Raw genomic sequence first — 20,615 nt, forward strand, 5'->3', positions numbered from 1 at the left:
CAAAAAAATTAACTTTGTAATAAATATTAAATTTAATGGAATTACTTATCGTTATTTTACTTGTTTTACTTAACGGAGTTTTTGCAATGTCAGAAATGTCACTTGTCTCATCCCGAAAATTTAAATTAGAAAATGAGGGGCGGAAAGGCAATACAGGGGCAAGAAAAGCACTTGAACTTTCAGAAAATCCTACCCGCTTTTTATCGACGGTACAAATAGGGATTACGTTGATCGGTATTTTATTGGGGGTTTATTCAGGTGCGAATCTCAACGATGATTTCAAAAGTTTTCTGGATCAGTTTGCGGTTATTCAGCCTTATTCCAAAACATTAGCAACGGTGGGAATCGTTATTTTTATTACTTATCTGTCAATTCTCTTGGGAGAACTGTTGCCGAAAAGAATCGCTATGACTTTTCCAGAGCGCATTATTACCATTCTCGCAAAACCGATGGATATTTTATCTAAAGTTACCTCACCATTTGTTACATTTTTAACCCTATCGAATAACTTACTATTGAAAATGTTGGGAATAAAAAATACACCAGACAGCACAATTACCGAAGAAGAAATAAAATCGATTGTTAAAGAAAGTGCTCTGGAAGGGCAAATTGATCAGATAGAACACAATATTGTAGAAAGGGTTTTCGAATTGGGTGACCGAAAAATCAACACGCTTCTGACGCATAGAACGGCCATAACTTTTTTCAATGTCAATGAAAGCTTAGAAAATATTATCGCCAATATAAAAAAAGAAAAGCACGATGCATATCCCGTTACAGAGGGAAATAACCTGGATAACATTATCGGAATTGTCTTGATAAAAGATTTATTTCCTATTGAGGATCCTTTAAATTTCGACTTAAAAAAACATGTACGGCAACCTGTTTTTCTCAACGAAAATTATTATGCGTACAAAGTTTTGGAAATTTTCAGGAAAGAAAAAAACCATTACGGAATCGTCATCGATGAATACGGAAATACGGTGGGTATTGTAACCATGCACGATGTATTGGATGCGTTGGTCGGAAATACCGCCACCAATGAAAATTTTGATTACCGAATTACGCAACGGAACGAAAATTCCTGGCTGGCAGATGCGCAGTTTCCTATCATAGAATTCTTAAAATATTTTGATCTGGATTACGAATTTGAGAATAAGGACAATTATACCACTTTGGTGGGCTTTTTTCTCAACGAACACAGTGGGTCCACGGAAGTTGGAGACAAAATAAGAATTAAAGATCTGGAGTTAGAAATTATCGATAAGGACAGACAGCGTGTTGATAAAATTCTGATAACCAGAATAACGCCTATAGTAAACCATTAAATGGGAAAAATTCTACAATATTTACAGGAAAAAGTGGTTTTTTCGCCCATCGTTTTGCCACAGACTCATGAATTTATTTTTGAGAAGAAATTCGATGAATATCTTTGGAACACTCCTTTTGAAGGCAAAATAAATGTGCTTCATTTTAAAATTAAAAATCCGAAAGGCGTGATTATTTACTTTCATGGAAATTCTGCCAACATTCACCGGTGGGGAAAAATTGCTCATGAATATACTCAGTTCGGCTATGATGTTCTGATCATGGATTACCGCGGTTATGGCAAAAGTACAGGACCGCGAAATGAAGAATTCCTTTATTCTGATGCGCAATTCTGCTATGATTTTGCAAAAGAACATTACGGAGAAAATAAAACGGTGCTGTACGGAAGAAGTTTAGGTGGAGCTTTTGCCATAAAAACCGCTGCCGACAATCATCCAAAAGCTGTGATTTTAGAAGCGACATTTTTTAACATTCAGGACATTGTAAATCGTTGGCTGCCTGGAAATGTAACCGATAAAGTTTCGCCAAGAATGACGTACCATTTTTTATCCAATGAAAACATCTGTAAAGTAAAAGTTCCGCTCTATCAGTTTCATGGGACAAAAGATAAGGTCGTTCCTTTTACATCCGGAAAAAAACTCTTTGAAGTCTTTAAAAAAGCTCAACCTGAGGTTGAAAAAAAATTTATTGAAATTCCCGGCGGAAATCACGATAACTTAATAAATTATGACCTATTTTTGACGGAAATGAAAAAAATATTAGGTGACTGAAATTTCCAATAATAATCTGAATCTAAATAAAATACCTCCTTATGATCGATTTCTGCGCCATTGATTTTGAAACTGCAACTCACGAAAGAAATTCTGCGTGTGAAATGGGAATTTGTGTGGTGGAGAATGGAGAAATCATTTCTACCAAAACGTGGCTCATCAAACCGCCAAGCTACCCTTATTTTCATCCCAGGAATATAGACGTTCACGGGATTACGCCACAAGAAGTTCGCGATGCACCGACCTTTGATGAGATTTGGCATGAAGCGGAATCATTGATGTACGGCAATCTGATAATCGCTCACAATGCCGGTTTCGATGCCGGAGTTTTGCGTTCCTGTCTGGATTATTATGGTTTCTTTAAACCAAAACTGAATTACTTATGCAGTATTTCATTAGCCAAAAAATCGTGGAAAAATCTACCGAGGTACGGATTGAAAAATTTAGCGGAACAGCACAACATTCAATTTAAACATCACAGAGCCGGTGCCGATGCAGAAGTGTGTGCAAAAATATCGCTTTTGGCATTCGATAATTTAATGCTGACAAGAAATGATGAAGTAACCGAGGTGATGAAAAAAAATCTGAAAATATTGTAAGATTATTTCATTTTAATTATGCAAAACTTCAGCAACCAAATTGAATTTAGGAACTTCTATTTCTAAAGTTTCATTGGTCACCAGATTTTTACAATAGAAAGTACCTGACATATTCCCTACTCCGGAACGCAGTAAGACATTTGAAAAATAGGTAAAATTGTCGCCGGCTTCAATAATCGGCGTTAAACCGATCACTCCTTCTCCGGCTATTTCAGTAAAGCCATAGCCCAAATCAAAAATCAGCCATTTTCTACTCATTAACCTTATGGTGTCCCGGCCTAAATTTTCGATGCTGATATTATAACGGAAAACGAAACGGTTCTCGGCAGGAAAACTGTTTTTGATATCGTATTGCGGAACAACAGAAACCTTAATATCGAAAGTTGTAGTTGAAAACATGATTGAAATTTTATAGGAAACAATGCAAAAATCCCGCCTATGTAGACGGGATTTATATAATTAGTTAAAATCTTTAAATTAATTAAAGTTCCAGTCCTTTTCTTTCATCTCCTCCTAATAAGAATTCAACAGGATTGTCTATCGCTTCTTTTACTGCAACGAGGAATCCTACCGATTCTTTGCCATCAATAATTCTATGGTCATAAGACAGCGCCACATACATCATCGGGCGGATTACAACCTGACCATCAATTGCCATAGGTCTTTGAAGGATATTGTGCATTCCCAGAATCGCTGATTGTGGCGGGTTGATAATCGGGGTAGACATCATTGATCCGAAAGTACCGCCATTGGTAAGCGTAAATGTACCGCCGGTCATTTCGTCAATGGTAATTTTGCCATCTCTAACTCTTTCCGCCAAAGATTTAATATTGCTTTCAACCCCTCTGAAAGACATATCTTCTGCATTTCTCAGTACTGGCACCATCAATCCTTTTGGACCTGAAACTGCCACCGAAATATCGCAGAAATCATAATTAATTTTATAATCGCCGTCAATAGAAGCATTTACATCCGGATACAATTTCAATGCTCTGGTAACCGCTTTGGTAAAGAAAGACATAAATCCTAAACCAACACCGTGTTTCTGTGCAAATTCTTCTTTATATTGTTTTCTGATCCTGAAAATTTCTGACATATCCACTTCATTAAAAGTAGTCAACATCGCCGTTTCATTTTTCACGCTCACCAGTCTGGCCGCCACTTTTCTTCTTAATACAGAAAGCTTGGTAGTGCTGGATGATCTGGATCCGCTTGTAGCAGAAATTGATCCCATTGCCGGAACCGAAGCAGAATCAGCGTCCTGTTTGGTAATTCTACCGTCTTTTCCGGAACCGCTTACTTGTGAAGCATCCACTCCTTTTTCGTCTAAAATTTTCTTAGCCGCTGGTGAAGGGGTTCCTGTTGCATAGGTTGCTACAGGTTTTGCTTCCACTTTCGGAGCCTCCACTTTTGCCGGCTCTGCTGCTTTCACTTCTGGTTGTGAGGGAGCTGAACCTTCAGGTTTTGCGGCGGAGGTATCGATTAAACATACGACCTGACCCACTTGTACTACTTCACCTTCTTCTGCTTTCAGCGTGATGGTTCCGCTTTCTTCAGCAGGTAATTCAAGGGTTGCTTTATCAGAATCTACTTCCGCGATGGGTTGATCCTTCTCTACATAATCGCCGTCTTTTACTAACCACGTCGCGATTTCAACTTCGGTGATCGATTCTCCCGGAGAAGGGACTTTCATTTCTAATATTGACATCGGATATATTTTTTATTTTTTTGTTTATTAATTTAATGATCTTAAAAACGATTCTGGAATAAACTGTTTGAGAATCGGAATTTGTTTTTTTTCTATGATGGTGAACTTCCAGTTTTTTAAATCTGAAGAATTGGCCACCGCATCTTTGATAGTTCTTACTTCAAAAAATCCGGTACTTTCATTATAATCTACCTGTCCGTCCCCAAATTCTGCCTTTAATGCCGAAAGCAGTTGTCCTGACTTTATACCCGGCATATTGAACTTCATCTCCAGATTTTGCTTATAACTTAATTTAACGAAAGTATTATTTTTATCTTTAATGATATCAGTGCTTACTATCAAATTTTCTGGTTGATGAATCTTTAAATCAAAATCTTTAGAATTAAACATCTGATCCATCAAAGCAATCATCTGCTCTTTGGGAAAAATTTTCAAAAAATCTTCATTACCGAAAATATCAAGGGCCTTACCGAAGTTTTTATTTTCAATTAAAGAACTGAAATCTCTAAATTGGCTATCGATATCAGATTGAATATTCTGCGAAAAAGCCAAGACAGAAAATGAAAAACATAAAAATAAAAACACCTTTTTCATCATCGAAATTAAGCGGTTACCGGTCTTTTTGACGGCTCATCATTTCTATCAAATACTCTGTTGATTACACTATTTTGATTTTTTTCAAACATTTTATGGCTTCCAGGCGCTGGTGAACCACTTGGTACCGCAGCTATCACCTGAATTCCGGTATCGCGGAAGTTTCTTAAAATATAACCCCAAGCACCCATATTCTCCGGCTCTTCCTGAACCCAAAGTAACTGTTTTCTGTTACCATACTTCGCAAAAACCTCATCGATTTTGTCTTGCTGAAGTGGATACAGTTGCTCCATTCTTACCAAGGCAATGGTTTCGCAGTTCAACTCTTCTTTTTTAGCTAAAAGTTCATAGTAAATTTTACCTGAACAGAGGACTAATTTTTCAACCTTTTCTGCATTGGCAGTTTCATCATCAATGATTGGCTGGAACTCTCCGTTGGCTAAATCTTCGATGGTTGAAATTACTTTTGGATGACGCAATAACGATTTCGGAGTCATCACTACCAAAGGTTTTCTAAAGTTCCATTTCATCTGTCTTCTCAACAAATGGAAGTAGTTCGCAGGTGTTGTCGCATTGGCAACGACCATATTTTCATTGGCACAAAGGCCTAAGAATCTTTCTAATCTTGCGGAAGAGTGCTCTGCACCCTGCCCTTCATAACCATGTGGAAGAAGCATCACCAAACCGTTTTGGATTTTCCATTTTTCTTCTGCGGCGACCAAATACTGGTCAATAATGATCTGCGCTCCATTAACAAAGTCACCAAACTGAGCTTCCCAAACAGTTAACGTATTGGGTGAAGCCATCGCATAACCGTAATCAAAACCAAGCACTCCATATTCTGAAAGGTGTGAGTTATAAATATCGAAACGGTTTTCGGAAATATGTCTTAATGGAATATATTCTTCTTCGGTATCTTCCGTTTTCACTAAAGCATGACGGTGAGAGAAGGTTCCCCGTTCCACATCTTCCCCTGAAATTCTGATATTGTGACCTTCTGTAAGTAGTGTTGCGTATGCCAGCCACTCACCAATTGCCCAGTCTAAAGTATTTCCTTCAATCGCTTTGATTCTGTTCTCAAAAAGACGCGTTACTTTATTAATGAATTTTTTGTCGCTTGGTAAAGTGGACATTCTGATGGCTAAATCCTTCAGCTTGTCAGCATCGAACTTAGTATCAACAGCTTTATAAACAGTCCCTTTCGGTGACATTGGCAAATTTTTCCAATCATCAGCCATAAAAGGATCCATGGTGTTTTTTTCAATTTCTTTCGACGCATCAAAATCTGCATCTAAAAGTTTCTTGAAAGAAGTTTCCATATTCTTAAGAACCTCATCAGAAAGCATTCCTTCTTTAATCAGCTGTTCTTTGTAAATCTCTCTTGGATTCGGATGTTTTGAAATTGATTTATACAAATTAGGTTGTGTAAATCTCGGTTCATCACCTTCATTATGCCCGTATTTTCTATATCCTAAAAGATCGATATAGACGTCTTTACCAAACTCCGCCCGGAAATCTGCTGCGAAACGGATCGCATGTACGACCGCTTCTACATCATCTGCATTCACGTGCATTACCGGTGATTCTGTCACTTTAGCGACATCAGTACAATAGTTAGATGAGCGTGCGTCTAGGAAATTCGTCGTAAATGAAACTTGATTATTCACTACAATATGTACCGTTCCACCCGTTCTGTATCCTTCCAAAGTCATCATTTGGGCCACTTCGTACACGATTCCCTGTCCAGCAATCGCGCCGTCGCCATGAATGATAATCGGTAAGACTTTCTTGAAATCCTTGTATTTGTTATCTACTTTGGCACGGCAAATCCCTTCTACCAAGGCTGCAACCGTTTCTAAGTGTGATGGGTTGGGCGTTAAATTGATGGACACCTCTTCCCCATTTTCAGTTTTTATAATCTTAGAAGAACCTAAGTGGTATTTTACGTCACCGGAAAAAACATCTTCTTCAAATTCTTTCCCTTCAAATTCCGAGAAAATCTGCTTGTAGGATTTACCGAAAATATTAGTTAAAACATTTAATCTGCCTCTGTGCGCCATTCCTAAAACCACTTCATCAACGCCTAACTGCGAAGAACGCGTAATCAGCTGATCCAACGCAGGAATTAATGATTCCCCTCCTTCCAGGGAAAATCTTTTTTGTCCCACGAATTTGGTATGAAGATAATTTTCGAAAGCAACTGCCTGATTGAGTTTTTCTAAAATTTCGATCTTCTCTGCAGCATTTAATTTCGGATGGTTTTCATTGACCTGCAACCACTCTCTGATAAATTTGCGCTCAGCAACATCATTAATGTGCATATATTCCACGCCAATCGATTTGCAATAAATCTTTTCGAGGTGATTAATAAGCTCCTGAAGTGTTATCGCATTCGGAAGACCTGTAGTCGTCGCAGAATTAAACTTACGGGATAAGTCTGCAGTGGTCAGACCAAAATTTTCAATAGCTAAAGTGGGTTCGTAATGTCTTCTTTCTCTTACCGGATTTGTATTGGTAAAGAGATGACCACGGTGTCGGTACGCCTCGATCAGGTTGAGAACCTGAAATTCTTTCTGAATATCTTCAGGAATCTGACCATTTGCAGAAGCTTGCTGAGCCATCTGCACCGGTGCCGAAACCTGTGACGGGCCAGAATTTTCCCTAAATTCATCACCATAGCCTTCTAAAGCGAAATCGAATCCCTGAAAAAAGGCTTTCCAGGAAGGCTCTAACGAATCAGGAAACTTTAAATATTGTTGGTATAAGTCTTCTATTAACTGCGAATGGGCAGCGTTTAGGAATGAAAATTTGTCCATTATTTACAAATTATCTGTTTATTTTTATTTAAAGAACAAATTTAACAAAAATAAGTGAAGTACTAAAGCCTAAAAATGGTTAAAAAGGGGATTACGACAAATTATTTGTAAACCGGCAGAGATAACTTCATAACCGTTTTGTTATCAGCAGTTGGCTCCTCCAAAAAAGTCTGTTGCAAATCACCAATTCGCATCGTGTCCTGTTTGGCTTTTGTTAAAAGTTGCTGAATTGCCCTTATTCTGCCTTCGTAATTTCCTTTATAGTAGATCACGTAATACTTGCCGCTCTTTAAAGTTCTAAAACTAAAATTATTATCGGTTACCGTTTCTTTTTTAGAAAGTGGAATACCGTAAAAATAAGAAACCTCTTTATCTTTATAATTATCAGCATCATTAATTAAGATCGGCTCGCCATATTCATCGTCTTTTTTACCAAGGTCCATTTTTACATAGTTCAGCACCTTGTTGTGACTGATGGCAATGTTTTTGAAAAGGGCATTATTTTTCGTCGTCACATTAATCCCCAACAGCAATTGGCTGTCTTGTTGCTCAACGGTGAGGCTGTCGAATTTTAAACTTTCGAGCTGAGTTTCTTTATTTACTTTATTTCCTAAAAGCTGATAAAGATTTTTCATGCTTTTATCAATTTTGCTTACCCAAAAATCTTCTGAAATCAAATTCAAAGGTCTCCTTAGAAAAGATTGTTTTGGAGTATGCACGTACCAAATAATTCTGGTTTTATCATTTTCAGAAATAAACCTTAGGTTGATTTCGTAGGGCGTATTTTTTTTGCCTTCGAAGAATTGATATCTTAGCGTGTGCCCGGGATTTTCATACCGGATAAAAAAATCTCCGAAATTACTCTCATCCTTTCTGTCGTGGAAGCTCATTGCACTTCCTTTCCCTTCATAGGGCGTAAAGTATTGCACCGACAAATTTTTATTATCTGCAAAAAAGGAATTCCATCTGGTGAAATTCTGTAAATTATTAAATTGCGGAAATACTTTATCTACAGGATAATTTATTTCTTTTTCAATGGTGAAATTTTTGCTTTCATCCACAAAAGTCATAGAGACAGCATAAACTGCCCCAAAAAACAAAACGATAATGATTCCGAATTTTAACCAACGCATGGGGCAAAAATAGGTAAAAAGACGCGCAAAAAAAACACGGTCACAAAAATAATACCGTGTAGTTTTATTTAAAAATGAACTTTCTTAAGAAATTTGAGTTCCGGGCGTAATCACTGCATTCTTTTTCACAATGACAATTCCATCCTTAATGGAATGGTTTTCAAAATCACCATCAGGCAAATGTTTTCCTCCAATTATTCTGACATTATCACCGATTCTACAATTCTTATCTAGAATAGCCTGCTCGATATAACAGTATTTCCCTATGCCCAGATTAGGAATACCGTCCTTATCATTTGAAACAATTTCCTGAGTATCCTGATAAAAATCGGCGCCCATCATATAGGAATTCACGATGGTACTTCCTTTGTCAATGCGGCTTCTGTTCCCTACAATTGAATTTTCTATTTTATCTGCCATCACGATACATCCATCGCCGAAGACCGCTTTACTCACATAAGATCCTAAAATTTTGGACGGTGGCAACATTCTCGCTCTCGTGTAAATTGGGGATTTGCTGAATAAGTTAAATTTAGGAAAATCTGTGGTTAAATCTAAATTCGCATCGAAGAACGACTGTATGGTTCCGATGTCGGTCCAATAGCCATCATATTGAAAACTCAATGTTTTATATTTACCAATACCATTGGGAATTAATTCACCACCGAAATCATCACCGGCATCTTCATCAAACATTTTCTTCAACCCATTTTTATTGAACACGTAGATTCCCATTGAGGCAAGATATTCCTTGCCTTCTGCTTTATTCTTTTCTGATACTTCAGATTTCCAGTCATTTAACAAGTCGCCGGAAGGTTTTTCTATAAATGAAGTAATATTTCCTTCTTCATCAGATTTCAAAATACCAAATCCAGGTGCATCCTTAGCGTTTACGGGAATCGTTGCAATGGTAATATCTCCTTTATTCCGGCAATGAAAATCGATCATTTCCCGAAAATCCATTTGATAAAGTTGGTCACCCGAAAGGATAAGGATAAAGTCATAATCATATTTATCCAGATGTTTCATAGACTGACGTACTGCATCTGCTGTACCCTGATACCAGGCATCGCTTTCTATATTTTGCTCTGCTGCCAAAATATCTACAAAACCTTTGCTGAAAGTATCGAAATGGTATGAGTTCTTGATGTGTGAATTCAGCGACGCGGAATTAAATTGGGTCAGCACCAAAATCCGATTAAAACCCGAGTTAAGACAATTGGAAATAGGAATATCTACCAACCTGTACTTTCCGGCAATAGGAACCGCCGGTTTTGAGCGGCTGTGGGTTAAAGGCGACAACCTCGTCCCTCTGCCACCACCAAGGACAATTGAAATAACACTGGGTTTCATATACGTTTATTTTAATAGATTAATAAATAATGCTGCTTAACAATATTACCATTTTTCCTGTACTAATCAAAATAAAACAGAATGATTAATGCTACTATTCCTATTTTTTTGAATAATAAACTTAAAACCAATTAAAGGGACGGGAAGGAAAATTAGGATTGATAAGAGCGGGTTTAAAAAAATATTAATTTCAAATTTCAGACCAAAAGGTAAAAGATACACTGGGGGAATATTTAGAATTGATTCCCAGATTGTGCTTTTAAAACACTTTTTGGTTTCTCTTCTTTTAAAGCTTCTTTCTTTTCATCAAATTCCTGAACATAAACAATAATCCAATCTTTAGCCTGCGAAGTAAACTTATGCTTAGAATCTAAATGATATTCAAGACGTTTATTGACATCGGTTGAAAAACCTTTATAATAAACATCCAAACTGGCGGAATAAAGTATGTAAACAAAATATTTCATCAAAAAAAAAATCTCCCAAAAATAATTTGAGAGATTCGTCCCGTTTCGGAACGGGAGGATTCGAACCCGTCTCGTCAGCTGCTGACGAGATGACAGGGCAGCATGCTAACCTATCAGTTTCTCAATGGATTTCCGGTTTAATTTTTTCAAACGTTTCTCTTCTTTTAAAGCTTCTTTCTTTTCATCAAATTCCTCAACGTAAACGATAATCCAATCTTTAGCCTGCGAAGTAAACTTATGCTTAGAATCTAAATGATATTCGAGACGTTTATTGACATCGGTTGAAAAACCTTTATAATAAACATCCAAACTGGCGGAATAAAGTATGTAAACAAAATATTTCATCAAAAAAAAATCTCCCAAAAATAATTTGAGAGATTTGCGATCCGGACGGGATTCGAACCCGCGACCTCCGCCGTGACAGGGCGGCATTCTAACCAGCTGAACTACCGGATCATTTTTTAAAGTAATGATAAACTTTTATTAAACTTTTTATAAATGAAATGAATTTATAAAAAAGCGATCCGGACGGGATTCGAACCCGCGACCTCCGCCGTGACAGGGCGGCATTCTAACCAGCTGAACTACCGGATCTTTTTTATGCACTGATCAATCAATTTGTGATTTGAATCGCTCCCACCATCTCTTATCGGGATGACTGGGCGTTTCTACCACTTGAATGACCGTATTATCTTTGTTTGTAAGAACTCCTTTCTTTTTGATGACTGCAAAAGTACAACTTTTATTAGAGCCTGCAAATGTTTTTTAAAAAAAATGCTCTCCTGATCAGGAAAGCACTCATTTTCAAGCAATTTATTTTTTATAAATGTGCTGATAATTTTTCAGAGATCACTTCTTTTGAAGCTACTCCTACAATTTTATCGACCACTTCTCCATTTTTGAAAATCAAAACGGTAGGAATATTTCTGATTCCGTAGTCTACAGAAACCTGTTGGTTGTTATCTACATCTACTTTTCCTACCACTGCTTTTCCTTCGAAATCAGCCGCTACTTCTTCGATAATTGGGCCCAGTGTTCTACACGGTCCACACCATACTGCCCAAAAATCTACCAATACCGGTTTATCTGAATTCAAAACCATTTCCTGAAATGATTGATCTGTAATTTCTAATGCCATTTTTTTATCTATTTTTAAATTAATTTATCAGTGTACAAATTTACGATATTCCTGTTAATTCAAGTCTTCATTTATCTATGTTCAATATTTGCTTTGTCTATTTGAAAACTTTTTGCAATTTCTACTAAAGCATCAACCAAAGCGTCGATCTCTTCTTTGGTGGTAAGATGGCTGAAGGAAACCCTTAAAGGCGTTGTTTGATCCATTTCTTCTTCATCCACGACCATCATCATCACCATAGAAGGTTTTGCCGCTCCCGAAGAACATGCGCTCCCTTGGGAAATTGCAATTCCCTTCATATCCAATTTTAATCCGATCATCGGGTCTTTGAAAGGCAGCAGTACACTGAGCACCGTATATAAACTGTTGTCCATTTCTGCGCTTCTGCCGTTGAATTTTACGCCTTCAATTTTCTGAGAAAGCTGATCGATGGTATATTGTTTAATTTCTTTGATATGATTAGCGTAACTGTCCATATTTTTCAGGTAAATCTCCAGGGCTTTTCCTAAACCTACGATTCCGCAGACGTTTTCCGTTCCTGCCCGTAAACTTCTTTCCTGGGGACCACCGGTGATAATTCCTTTTAAGCCTGAAGCTTTTCTAATGAATGCAAAACCACTTCCTTTGGGTCCATGGAATTTATGAGCGCTGCATGAAGCAAAATCTAGGGGAATATCCGAGAAATCCAAATCCATGTGTGCCATTGACTGCACCGTATCCGAGTGAAATAAGGCATTATTTTCCTTGCAAAGCTGCGCTACTTTTTTAATATCAAGCAGGTTTCCTATTTCGTTATTGGCATGCATCAAGGTGACTAAAGTTTTCTTGTCAGAACTTTTCAGCAGATTTTCCAGCTGCTCCAAACTCACATCTCCTTTTTGATCAGGACGGAGATAAGCCACTTCCACTCCTCTTCTTTTCTTCATATCCAAAACCGTCTCTGCCACGCATTTGTGCTCCAGAGGCGAGGTAATAATCCGCTCTACTCCCAAATGATCGACACACGATTTTATAATCATGTTATTGGATTCTGTCCCGCAAGAGGTGAAAATTATTTCTCCCGGACTCACTTTCAGATAATCTGCGATCTCTCTTCTTACGTTTTCGATGAGTATTTTAGCTTCCTGACCGAAACTGTGGGTCGACGATGGATTCCCATAATTGTTTTTCAAAACAGACACCATTGCATCGATAACCTCTTCTGAGAGCGGCGTTGTCGCAGCATTATCCAAATAAATTTTATTCATTTTTACTTTTCCTTTTTTTAGATTTTTCAGACTTTAAAATTAATGAAAAAATTTAAACTGAGCTTCATTTGCCCAATCCATCATTTCCTGGTCGCCGGAAGTATCACCGAAAGCGATGATCTTATCGTATTTTTTGTCAGATATTGCTTTTTCTATCCGGTTTACTTTTTCTCTGCCATTGCAGTTCCTTCCTACAAAATCGCCGGTGAAAATCTCCTCTTTAAACTCTGCCTGTGTGCACAGCAGATTCATTTTTAATTTTTCTGCAAATGGTTTCACCCAAATATCCAGTGAAGCAGATATGATATAGCAGTCTGTCTGTGAATGATCGATATTTTTGATGAATTCTAAAGCATTCTCTCTAAAGATTTCAGGGTAATACTGATCAAAAAACTGCTGTGATTTTTTTTCAATTTCCTCCCTCTTCTGTCCTTTGAGAACTGAAGAAATAAAACTCTTTTTCACTTTTTCCGCCTCTAAAAGATTCAATTTCAACAAAGTAAAAAGCGGAATATGTTTTATAAACTGTATTCTGAATTTTGAAGCATTATAAAATTTGAGAAACAGAAACATGGTATCCTTATCCGTTAATGTTCCATCAAAATCAAAGCAATATAATTTTTTCATTTGTTTTTAAAAATACGTTTTCTGTTAATTCTCCCCTAAAACTCCGGACTGTATTTTTATCGTATTAAAGTTTTAATTTTTTAAAAATAAACTCCGGAATATTTTTGATGATTACCATGATAATACTCCAAACTGGCAGCACATAGACCTCATTTTTTTTATTTTTATAAGCGCTGTAAATTTCTTCCGCTGCCTGTTTTGGGCTTGCAGTTAATTTAGGATTCAGCGGCAGACCTTCGGTCATTTTAGTGGCCATAAAACCGGGCTTTACGGTAAGAACATGAACTTTTTTGCTGAACAGGTAATTTCTCAATCCACTTAAATAGGCCGTTAAACCTGCTTTTGCACTGCCATAAATAAAGTTACTTTGCCGACCGCGTTCTCCTGCGACCGATGAAAGAACGATCATCGTTCCGGATCTTTGCCGCTCCATTTTACTGGCGAAAAAATTAAGAACAGGAATCAATTTCGCATAATTGATGTCGATAATCTTCTCCGTATTCCTGTTATCATACAGCCCTTCTTCTGTTCCTTCACCGAGATATCCGGTTGCGCAAAAGAGCAGATCCGAAGTAATTTCATCAAAAGTGGTATAATCGACCGGCCGCAGCAAATCGAGTTCGATAATCTCTGACTGCTGAACATATTTTACCTCAAGATGTTTGGCAAATTTCTCTGTAGTTTCTTTATCAGAAGTAAAGAGAAATATTTTTGCGAATTTTTCACCCGCACTTAAAGCTTTCTCAACAAAGGCCTGGGCAACTTCTGAATTGCTTCCTAAAACGATCATAGTTTATTGGTAATTTCTGGATGTGGATTCTGGATACGGTTGGAACTTACTTGATTCCCAAGATTACTGATTATGGATTCTCTTCTGCTGCATGGAAATAAATTTCGTATTCTGAACATTTTGCAGGTAATTGGTCAGTGATGATTTGCTCATCGAATCTTTGGTCAAATAGATTCTGCCGCCAAATTCTTCAACAATATCATCAAGCTGAGCGACCAGTTTTTTCAGTTTCGAATTGACTTTAAAATCCAAAGCCAAAGTATAGCCTTCCATCGGAAAAGAATTGTAGGCTTCCGGATGATCTTTACCGAATAATTTTAACACTGCGAGAAAAGATCCGTTTCCACTTTTGGCGATGGTTTCCAGAATTTTCTTCAATCCTTCTTTTCCTCTTTCTTTAGGAATCACCAGTTGATATTGGATAAATCCATTTTTCCCATAGATCCGGTTCCAGTCGTTCACGATATCCAGAGGATAAAAAAACCGTTCATAATGCACGAAATTTTTAACTTCTTTGTTCTTCTGTTTACGGTAATACAAAAAGTTAAAGAACTTCACGGTAAGGCGATTCAGCACAAAATTGGGAAAGTAGAACGGAACGGACGGGCTGCTGATTTTTTTTAGTTTTAGAGGATTCTCCTGCAATTTCTTTGGCAATTCATGTTTGAAGGCGTGCTCGCCGCGCATCATCACACTTCTGCCCAAGTTTTTATCTTTTTGAAGACAGTCAATCCAGGCCACGTTATAAGTCCAGGATTCACTTTCGTCAAATAATTTAAAAATCTCATCTAAATTTTCAGCTTTAATGCTTTCCTGACGAATATAAGTGCTTTCAATATTTTTTAATTTGAATTTTGCAGAAAGGATAATTCCTGTAAGGCCCATTCCACCAATTGTTGCCCAGAATTTCTCCGGATTTTCGCTTCTCGAACAATTGAGGATTTCTCCTTTTTCGTTCATTAAAGAAAATTTATTTACATATTCTGAAAAACAGCCTTCCGCATGATGGTTTTTTCCGTGAACGTCAGAAGCAATTGCTCCTCCAACCGTAATAAATTTGGTGCCCGGCGTTACAAAGAGAAAGTAACCTTGAGGAACAATTACTTCTAAAACGTCGGAAAGTAAAACGCCGGATTCACATTCGATAATTCCGTTCAAACGGTCGAAACTGATGAACTTATTCAGTCTTTTGGTAGAAAATATATTTTCAGAAAGCGCTGCGTCACCGTAACATCTGCCATTTCCTCTGGCGATAATGTCGTGATTATTGCGGACATATTCTTTAATTTTAGCGGGCGAATCTTCGGACTTCATTTCTTTTTCCACTACGGGAAAATTCCCCCAGTTCGTCACGGTCTGTTTATAATCTGGTTTCATTTTTTGAAATAAATTTGTAATAAAAACGCCGCCAACCAAAGCATCAAAGTAACCTGGATGTATCGGTCTTTATAAATAATTTTGGTCGGTGATTCGGTTTTGTTATAAACTAAAGTCTGCTGTAAATAGCGTAAAAAAGCAAAAACAACAAAGATGACCGTATAAAACACTCTCGGATGGAACCGCTGCTGAACTTCGGGCGAAAGGGTAAACATCAGATAACATACGATTGCCAATGCACAACTGATCGAAAGTGCGATGTCGGCAAACTGTACATTGTAACCGTCCAGTGATTTTCTTGTTCTCCCGGATATTTGGGCATTGATCAGTTCGCCTCTCCGTTTTCCAATGGCTAAAACCAAGGCCAAAACAAAAGTAAGCAGGATTGCCCATTGCGAAATTAAAATTCCGGTCGCATAACCGCCGGCTAAAACCCGCAGCACAAAACCAATGGAAATAATCATGACATCTACGATCGCCACGTGTTTTAATTTAAACGTATATGCTAAATTCATCACGAAATAAAAACCGATGATACTTGCGAATTTCCAGAAATTATCCAATAAAAAATCCCGGCTTAGGAACATTAAAACAGCAATCAAAGACAGAAGGATGATTAAAATAATCTTGGCGGTTGATTTTGAGATGGCGCCACTTGCCAGCGGGCGGTCTTTTTTGTCAGGATGTTTTCTGTCGGATTCGATATCAGAATAATCATTGATAATATAAATGCTGCTTGCGACGAAGGAAAACATAATAAAAGCAAAAATACTTCTGACTAATAAATCATAATGGGTAATATTGCCCGAAAAAAAGAGCGGCAAAAAAACAAAACTATTTTTGACCCACTGCTCTATGCGAAGCAGTTTTAAGTATTTCTTCATTCATCTAAAATTCTATTGCGAAATTAGTGAATTTTAAATAAAAAAAAATCCGCCGAAGCGGATTATATATTAGTATTTTAAGATGAACTTATTGTCCTGATTTAGCATCATTAATCATATTTTCATTTGCAGTAATAGCAAATTCCACTCTTCTGTTCTGTGCTCTGCCTGCATCGGTATCATTGGAAGCGATTGGATCTGCTTCACCCCTTCCCATGGTATTCATTCTCATTGAAGAAACACCTTTAGAAGACAAATAGCTTTTGACGGCTGCCGCTCTTCTGTCTGAAAGGGCAAGGTTATAAGAGTCGGTTCCTTTGCTGTCGGTATAACCGTAGATGTTAATATTGGTATCAGGGTTATTTGCCAATATGGTTGCTAATTTATCCAGGTTGGTTTGAGCGGTCGCAGTAAGATTAGAGGAATCGAATGCGAAGTTGACCATATTCTCTTTCATGGTTACTTTGATGCCCTCTCCTACTCTTTCTACTTCAGCACCAGGTAAAGTTTCCTTGATCTCTCTGGCTTGTTTATCCATTTTGTTTCCGATAACGTTACCGGCAACACCACCTACAACACCGCCAAGGACGGCTCCTAAAGGTGCGTTTCTACCTTTTCCCAGATTGTTACCAAGAACACCACCTAAGACCGCTCCTGCAGCAGCACCGATTACCGTTCCCTTCTGCTGGTTGTTTGAGTTTTTTACGGCCTCACAACTTGTCATTGTCAACATTGATGCTGAGATAAATAATGCTGCGATATTTGTTTTGTTAAAAATTTTCATAATGTTTATTTTAATATTGTTATTTCATTCCTGTTCTGGCAAAATTGTAAACCACACGTACATTTTCACCGTTTGAAGGAATATTTTGTTCTAAACTAAAGGCGTCAGTCGTTTGGCTGATTAAGTTTAAAGAATAGCCCGCTGTAACTTTTTTTGCTTTAGAACCTTCCACCAATTTTTTGAATTTGAATTCATTACCATTGGTTACTTGAAATTCAATAGGCTGGATAACACTTGGGCAGCTTCCACCACCATTGATGGTATAAGAACCGGTCCAGTTATTGGGAATCAGTCTCCAGTGACTTCCAACAAAGCATTGTACGTCTGCACCTTCGTCAAAAGGCTTCACTTTGTAGTTCTTATCATAATTTACACTGGTAATCTCCCAGTCACCTTTCAGTTTCAAAAAATCTGCACGGTCAGACTGCGCAGTTTTCGCGGTGGAACATGAGACAGTCATTGCTGCTCCAATAATTCCTGCTAATAATAAATTTTTCATAGTAATTACAATTAATTAGTTTATCACTACAAAAAACCGTGCCAAGTAAACATTAAAAACCAAAAAACCCGAATTAACGGGTTCTTTTTTACTATTTAAATTAAGTCTAATTAAATGAACGAATTACCGTTTACCGTTTTACCGTTTTTTTCTTTACCGCAGACGGTTTCACTTTTGATGGAACTGAATGAGCCGACGGTTTGTAAAAATTCGTGTAGGCATATTCCGCTGCTTTCCTCACATCGATGACACCGCCCGCTTCAGAAATCAGATCAAATCGGTTATTGGTATTGGAATTAATCATTGCGTTTACCGACGATTTATTTGAGGTTTTCACCAATGCTTCAATCATCTGGGCAGGAGTCAGATTCGGCATATACGCAAGTAAAACAGAGGCTGCACCGGCCACTACCGGCGATGCCATGGAAGTACCCTGCAGATATTCGTATTTACCATCCGGAACGGTTGAGTAAATTTTGTCTCCCGGGGCGAATACATTGACCATTTTTTTATTGTAATTAGAAAAGTCTGCTCTTAAGAACTCATTATCATTCGTAGAGGCACCCACAACAATCATATTGCTGATGAATGGCTGGGCATCAGTTACATTTTTAAAATTGGTTGGAAAATATACATGCTCCGCAATATTCTCATTTTCGTTTCCTGCGGCTTTCACCAAAAGAACTCCTTTTGATTCAGCATATTTAAAGGCATCCCAAACGAACTCTTTCCCTGGAGAAACCGGTTTTCCAAAACTCATATTCAATATTTTTGCGCCATTATCTACCGCATATCGTATCGCATTGGCAACATCTTTATCTCTTTCATCTCCATTTGGAACTGCACGTACAGTCATTATTTTCGCCGTTTTATAGCCTACTCCATATTGCACTTCACTGCCCTGCGGCGTACCTGCGATAATTCCGGCAACGTGGGTTCCGTGCTGAGCGTCAGGACCTTTGTAGTGATTATTCCCATATTTTTTTTCTGAATAATCGTCATAGTGATCACCAACAACTGAAGCTCTGGGATCATAATCTAAATTATACTGTTTCAGGGCCTGTGGCTCGTAGTAATCTAATGCTTCTTTCATCTGAGCGGTTAAAAACTTCTGAACTTCAGCCGGAGATTTACCGGCAACAGAAGGATCTCTGCTAACTTGCCCTAAAACAGAAGCTGCCATCGCTTGCTCAGGAGTAGTTGGCTTAATTGCCCCCACCACTTCCGGCGTTAGATTTTGACCGTTAAGCATTGCAATCATCGACGGAACCATGTCGGAAATTCTCTTATACGTTTCGTAATTCTGCTTTGCTTCAATGCTTTTTTTGGTGAAAATTTCTTTCGACTTCATGTACATATCAAAATCCGCAGGCATTTTTGCCTGATTGGCTTTATTCTGTACAGAATTGGCACCTTCGAAAATCGGTTGGTATTTTTTAACAACACGGGTTACTTCCATATTATCGACATCGATATCACCGTTTTTTCCGCCGATGAAATTCCAGCCATAAATATCATCGATATATCCGTTTCCGTCATCATCGATTCCATTACCCGGAATTTCGTTGACATTAACCCACCTGTTTTTGATCAGACCGGGATGCTCAACATCTACTCCGCTGTCTAAAACCCCGACAATTACTGATTTCGGTTTTAAACCTTTGGATTCTAAATACTTATACGCATTTTGGGTATTGACTCCATAAATATTGCCTGACGCAAAATCCTGATGATACCAGGTCATCAGATTTTTATCCTTGATCGGATCTAAAGGAGCAGTTGCCTGCTGCGCAAATGATAAAACGCCTGTCATAAAACAAGCTGCAATTAATATCTTTTTCATATTATTTCTGTTTAATGGTTCTGATATAGGTCATCGATTCCGGGCCTTTGTTACAAATAAGGTCAATGATTGACAGGTCTTCTAAGAAACCATACTTATCTGAAAAAGACTGATAGTAGTCTTCCATCTGATAAGCGGTTTCTGATTTTGCTGAAAACTGATCTCTGTAATTGAGCATCGAAGGTTCTTTGAAGAACTCACTATTCAAAGAATATGCCTTTTCTGTTTTCAGAATTTTCTGAATCACTTTTAAGGCGTTAAGATTAAATTCTATTAATGAAGTGGACTTAAATTTAAAGATTTCTTCGAGCTGATCTTCATAATAGTCAAAATAAGGCGAAGTCTGGTAAGCGGTTTTTATGGATTTCCAGTGAAGTTGCTGCCATTTTTCGCGGGTAGAAGTCTGTATTTCTTTTAATAGTCTTGTTCCGTTGTGATTCATCGGAATAATCAAAGACAGTTTACCGTTGGCGCCATAAATATTGGCTCTGTTCCGGTAAGTCTGCTTGGGGAAATGCTCATACCGTTCGAAAATGATCTGGGCATCTTCCTGCAAAAAAACAGAGAACCATGAAATTGGCGGAAGGTAAAATATAGGTAATAAAATAGGCATTGCTCAATACTAAATTTTAGATAAAACATGAAATACCGCTTCGT

21 protein-coding genes and 2 tRNA genes are annotated in these 20,615 nt (G+C 37.7%); 3 read left to right on the forward strand and 20 right to left on the reverse strand.

Features of this window, described 5'->3' with window-relative positions; all coding sequences use genetic code 11:
* The first annotated feature begins 35 nt into the window (after window positions 1-35).
* The 3 genes from QGN23_RS05070 to QGN23_RS05080 are packed head-to-tail and all read left to right on the forward strand — an operon-like array spanning window position 36 to window position 2,698.
* On the forward strand, window positions 36-1,328 hold the full coding sequence (locus QGN23_RS05070; RefSeq protein ID WP_282905922.1) for a hemolysin family protein: 1,293 nt from the start codon (window positions 36-38) through the stop codon (window positions 1,326-1,328).
* Window positions 1,329-2,099 carry an alpha/beta hydrolase gene (locus QGN23_RS05075; protein ID WP_282905923.1) on the forward strand — a complete coding sequence of 257 codons (771 nt, stop codon included), beginning with the start codon at window positions 1,329-1,331 and terminating at the stop codon, window positions 2,097-2,099.
* Window positions 2,100-2,140: 41 nt separating this feature from the next.
* On the forward strand, window positions 2,141-2,698 hold the full coding sequence (locus QGN23_RS05080; protein ID WP_282905924.1) for a 3'-5' exonuclease: 558 nt from the start codon (window positions 2,141-2,143) through the stop codon (window positions 2,696-2,698).
* A gap of 12 nt (window positions 2,699-2,710) precedes the next feature.
* Here the strand turns inward: QGN23_RS05080 and apaG are convergent, their stop codons facing one another.
* The 20 genes from apaG to QGN23_RS05180 form a co-directional block, all read right to left on the reverse strand.
* A complete protein-coding gene (gene apaG, locus QGN23_RS05085; protein ID WP_282905925.1) occupies window positions 2,711-3,097 on the reverse strand; it encodes a Co2+/Mg2+ efflux protein ApaG in 387 nt (128 codons plus the stop codon).
* A gap of 82 nt (window positions 3,098-3,179) precedes the next feature.
* Window positions 3,180-4,406, reverse strand: coding sequence for a 2-oxoglutarate dehydrogenase complex dihydrolipoyllysine-residue succinyltransferase (gene odhB, locus QGN23_RS05090; protein WP_282905926.1), 1,227 nt, complete (start codon window positions 4,404-4,406; stop codon window positions 3,180-3,182).
* Window positions 4,407-4,433: 27 nt separating this feature from the next.
* Entirely contained in the window at window positions 4,434-4,991 is a 558-nt protein-coding gene (locus tag QGN23_RS05095; protein WP_282905927.1) for a hypothetical protein, read from the reverse strand.
* A 17-nt stretch (window positions 4,992-5,008) separates the two neighbouring features.
* Entirely contained in the window at window positions 5,009-7,816 is a 2,808-nt protein-coding gene (locus QGN23_RS05100) for a 2-oxoglutarate dehydrogenase E1 component (protein ID WP_282905928.1), read from the reverse strand.
* A gap of 101 nt (window positions 7,817-7,917) precedes the next feature.
* Window positions 7,918-8,949: a polyketide cyclase gene (locus QGN23_RS05105; RefSeq protein ID WP_282905929.1), complete on the reverse strand. Its 1,032-nt coding sequence runs from the start codon at window positions 8,947-8,949 to the stop codon at window positions 7,918-7,920.
* Between the two features lie 84 nt (window positions 8,950-9,033).
* Window positions 9,034-10,302, reverse strand: coding sequence for a glucose-1-phosphate adenylyltransferase (locus QGN23_RS05110; RefSeq protein WP_282905930.1), 1,269 nt, complete (start codon window positions 10,300-10,302; stop codon window positions 9,034-9,036).
* Between the two features lie 233 nt (window positions 10,303-10,535).
* A complete protein-coding gene (locus QGN23_RS05115; RefSeq protein ID WP_282905931.1) occupies window positions 10,536-10,769 on the reverse strand; it encodes a GIY-YIG nuclease family protein in 234 nt (77 codons plus the stop codon).
* 105 nt (window positions 10,770-10,874) lie between these two features.
* Window positions 10,875-11,132 (reverse strand): GIY-YIG nuclease family protein, encoded by a 258-nt coding sequence (locus tag QGN23_RS05120; protein ID WP_282905932.1) that lies wholly within the window; start codon window positions 11,130-11,132, stop codon window positions 10,875-10,877.
* A 19-nt stretch (window positions 11,133-11,151) separates the two neighbouring features.
* Window positions 11,152-11,225 (reverse strand) — tRNA-Asp (locus tag QGN23_RS05125).
* Window positions 11,226-11,289: 64 nt separating this feature from the next.
* A tRNA-Asp gene (locus tag QGN23_RS05130) sits at window positions 11,290-11,363 on the reverse strand.
* 226 nt (window positions 11,364-11,589) lie between these two features.
* Entirely contained in the window at window positions 11,590-11,907 is a 318-nt protein-coding gene (gene trxA, locus QGN23_RS05135; protein ID WP_133440946.1) for a thioredoxin, read from the reverse strand.
* Window positions 11,908-11,978: 71 nt separating this feature from the next.
* Window positions 11,979-13,154: a cysteine desulfurase family protein gene (locus QGN23_RS05140; RefSeq protein ID WP_282905933.1), complete on the reverse strand. Its 1,176-nt coding sequence runs from the start codon at window positions 13,152-13,154 to the stop codon at window positions 11,979-11,981.
* Window positions 13,155-13,193: 39 nt separating this feature from the next.
* Entirely contained in the window at window positions 13,194-13,781 is a 588-nt protein-coding gene (locus QGN23_RS05145) for an HAD family hydrolase (RefSeq protein ID WP_282905934.1), read from the reverse strand.
* 64 nt (window positions 13,782-13,845) lie between these two features.
* Complete coding sequence (locus QGN23_RS05150; RefSeq protein WP_282905935.1) at window positions 13,846-14,571, reverse strand: SDR family NAD(P)-dependent oxidoreductase; 726 nt, start codon at window positions 14,569-14,571, stop codon at window positions 13,846-13,848.
* Between the two features lie 63 nt (window positions 14,572-14,634).
* Window positions 14,635-15,948, reverse strand: a complete 1,314-nt coding sequence (locus tag QGN23_RS05155) for an FAD-binding oxidoreductase (protein WP_282905936.1) — start codon at window positions 15,946-15,948, stop codon at window positions 14,635-14,637.
* On the reverse strand, window positions 15,945-16,832 hold the full coding sequence (locus QGN23_RS05160; protein ID WP_282905937.1) for a decaprenyl-phosphate phosphoribosyltransferase: 888 nt from the start codon (window positions 16,830-16,832) through the stop codon (window positions 15,945-15,947). Before QGN23_RS05160 ends, QGN23_RS05155 begins: the two co-directional genes overlap by 4 nt.
* 88 nt (window positions 16,833-16,920) lie before the next feature.
* Complete coding sequence (locus QGN23_RS05165) at window positions 16,921-17,616, reverse strand: OmpA family protein (RefSeq protein ID WP_282905938.1); 696 nt, start codon at window positions 17,614-17,616, stop codon at window positions 16,921-16,923.
* Window positions 17,617-17,635: 19 nt separating this feature from the next.
* The gene (locus QGN23_RS05170; protein ID WP_282905939.1) at window positions 17,636-18,115 is read right to left on the reverse strand and encodes a lipocalin family protein; all 480 of its coding nucleotides are present in this window, start codon (window positions 18,113-18,115) and stop codon (window positions 17,636-17,638) included.
* Between the two features lie 130 nt (window positions 18,116-18,245).
* Entirely contained in the window at window positions 18,246-19,958 is a 1,713-nt protein-coding gene (locus tag QGN23_RS05175; protein WP_282905940.1) for a S8 family serine peptidase, read from the reverse strand.
* A gap of 1 nt (window position 19,959) precedes the next feature.
* Window positions 19,960-20,571, reverse strand: a complete 612-nt coding sequence (locus QGN23_RS05180; protein ID WP_282905941.1) for a WbqC family protein — start codon at window positions 20,569-20,571, stop codon at window positions 19,960-19,962.
* Between the last annotated feature and the right edge of the window lie 44 nt (window positions 20,572-20,615).

It is taken from the genome of Chryseobacterium gotjawalense, from assembly GCF_030012525.1.
Taxonomy (GTDB): Bacteria; Bacteroidota; Bacteroidia; order Flavobacteriales; family Weeksellaceae; genus Kaistella; species Kaistella gotjawalense.

Bases quoted from the DNA above. Each gene is read 5' to 3' on its own strand.
- QGN23_RS05110 (WP_282905930.1), bottom strand. From the start codon at position 10,302: ATGAAACCCAGTGTTATTTCAATTGTCCTTGGTGGTGGCAGAGGGACG.
- QGN23_RS05075 (WP_282905923.1), top strand. From the start codon at position 1,329: ATGGGAAAAATTCTACAATATTTACAGGAAAAAGTGGTTTTTTCGCCC.
- QGN23_RS05100 (WP_282905928.1), bottom strand. From the start codon at position 7,816: ATGGACAAATTTTCATTCCTAAACGCTGCCCATTCGCAGTTAATAGAA.
- trxA (WP_133440946.1), bottom strand. From the start codon at position 11,907: ATGGCATTAGAAATTACAGATCAATCATTTCAGGAAATGGTTTTGAAT.
- apaG (WP_282905925.1), bottom strand. From the start codon at position 3,097: ATGTTTTCAACTACAACTTTCGATATTAAGGTTTCTGTTGTTCCGCAA.
- QGN23_RS05070 (WP_282905922.1), top strand. From the start codon at position 36: ATGGAATTACTTATCGTTATTTTACTTGTTTTACTTAACGGAGTTTTT.
- QGN23_RS05080 (WP_282905924.1), top strand. From the start codon at position 2,141: ATGATCGATTTCTGCGCCATTGATTTTGAAACTGCAACTCACGAAAGA.
- QGN23_RS05180 (WP_282905941.1), bottom strand. From the start codon at position 20,571: ATGCCTATTTTATTACCTATATTTTACCTTCCGCCAATTTCATGGTTC.
- QGN23_RS05150 (WP_282905935.1), bottom strand. From the start codon at position 14,571: ATGATCGTTTTAGGAAGCAATTCAGAAGTTGCCCAGGCCTTTGTTGAG.
- QGN23_RS05165 (WP_282905938.1), bottom strand. From the start codon at position 17,616: ATGAAAATTTTTAACAAAACAAATATCGCAGCATTATTTATCTCAGCA.
- QGN23_RS05145 (WP_282905934.1), bottom strand. From the start codon at position 13,781: ATGAAAAAATTATATTGCTTTGATTTTGATGGAACATTAACGGATAAG.
- odhB (WP_282905926.1), bottom strand. From the start codon at position 4,406: ATGTCAATATTAGAAATGAAAGTCCCTTCTCCGGGAGAATCGATCACC.
- QGN23_RS05160 (WP_282905937.1), bottom strand. From the start codon at position 16,832: ATGAAGAAATACTTAAAACTGCTTCGCATAGAGCAGTGGGTCAAAAAT.
- QGN23_RS05175 (WP_282905940.1), bottom strand. From the start codon at position 19,958: ATGAAAAAGATATTAATTGCAGCTTGTTTTATGACAGGCGTTTTATCA.
- QGN23_RS05155 (WP_282905936.1), bottom strand. From the start codon at position 15,948: ATGAAACCAGATTATAAACAGACCGTGACGAACTGGGGGAATTTTCCC.
- QGN23_RS05105 (WP_282905929.1), bottom strand. From the start codon at position 8,949: ATGCGTTGGTTAAAATTCGGAATCATTATCGTTTTGTTTTTTGGGGCA.
- QGN23_RS05170 (WP_282905939.1), bottom strand. From the start codon at position 18,115: ATGAAAAATTTATTATTAGCAGGAATTATTGGAGCAGCAATGACTGTC.
- QGN23_RS05115 (WP_282905931.1), bottom strand. From the start codon at position 10,769: ATGAAATATTTTGTTTACATACTTTATTCCGCCAGTTTGGATGTTTAT.
- QGN23_RS05140 (WP_282905933.1), bottom strand. From the start codon at position 13,154: ATGAATAAAATTTATTTGGATAATGCTGCGACAACGCCGCTCTCAGAA.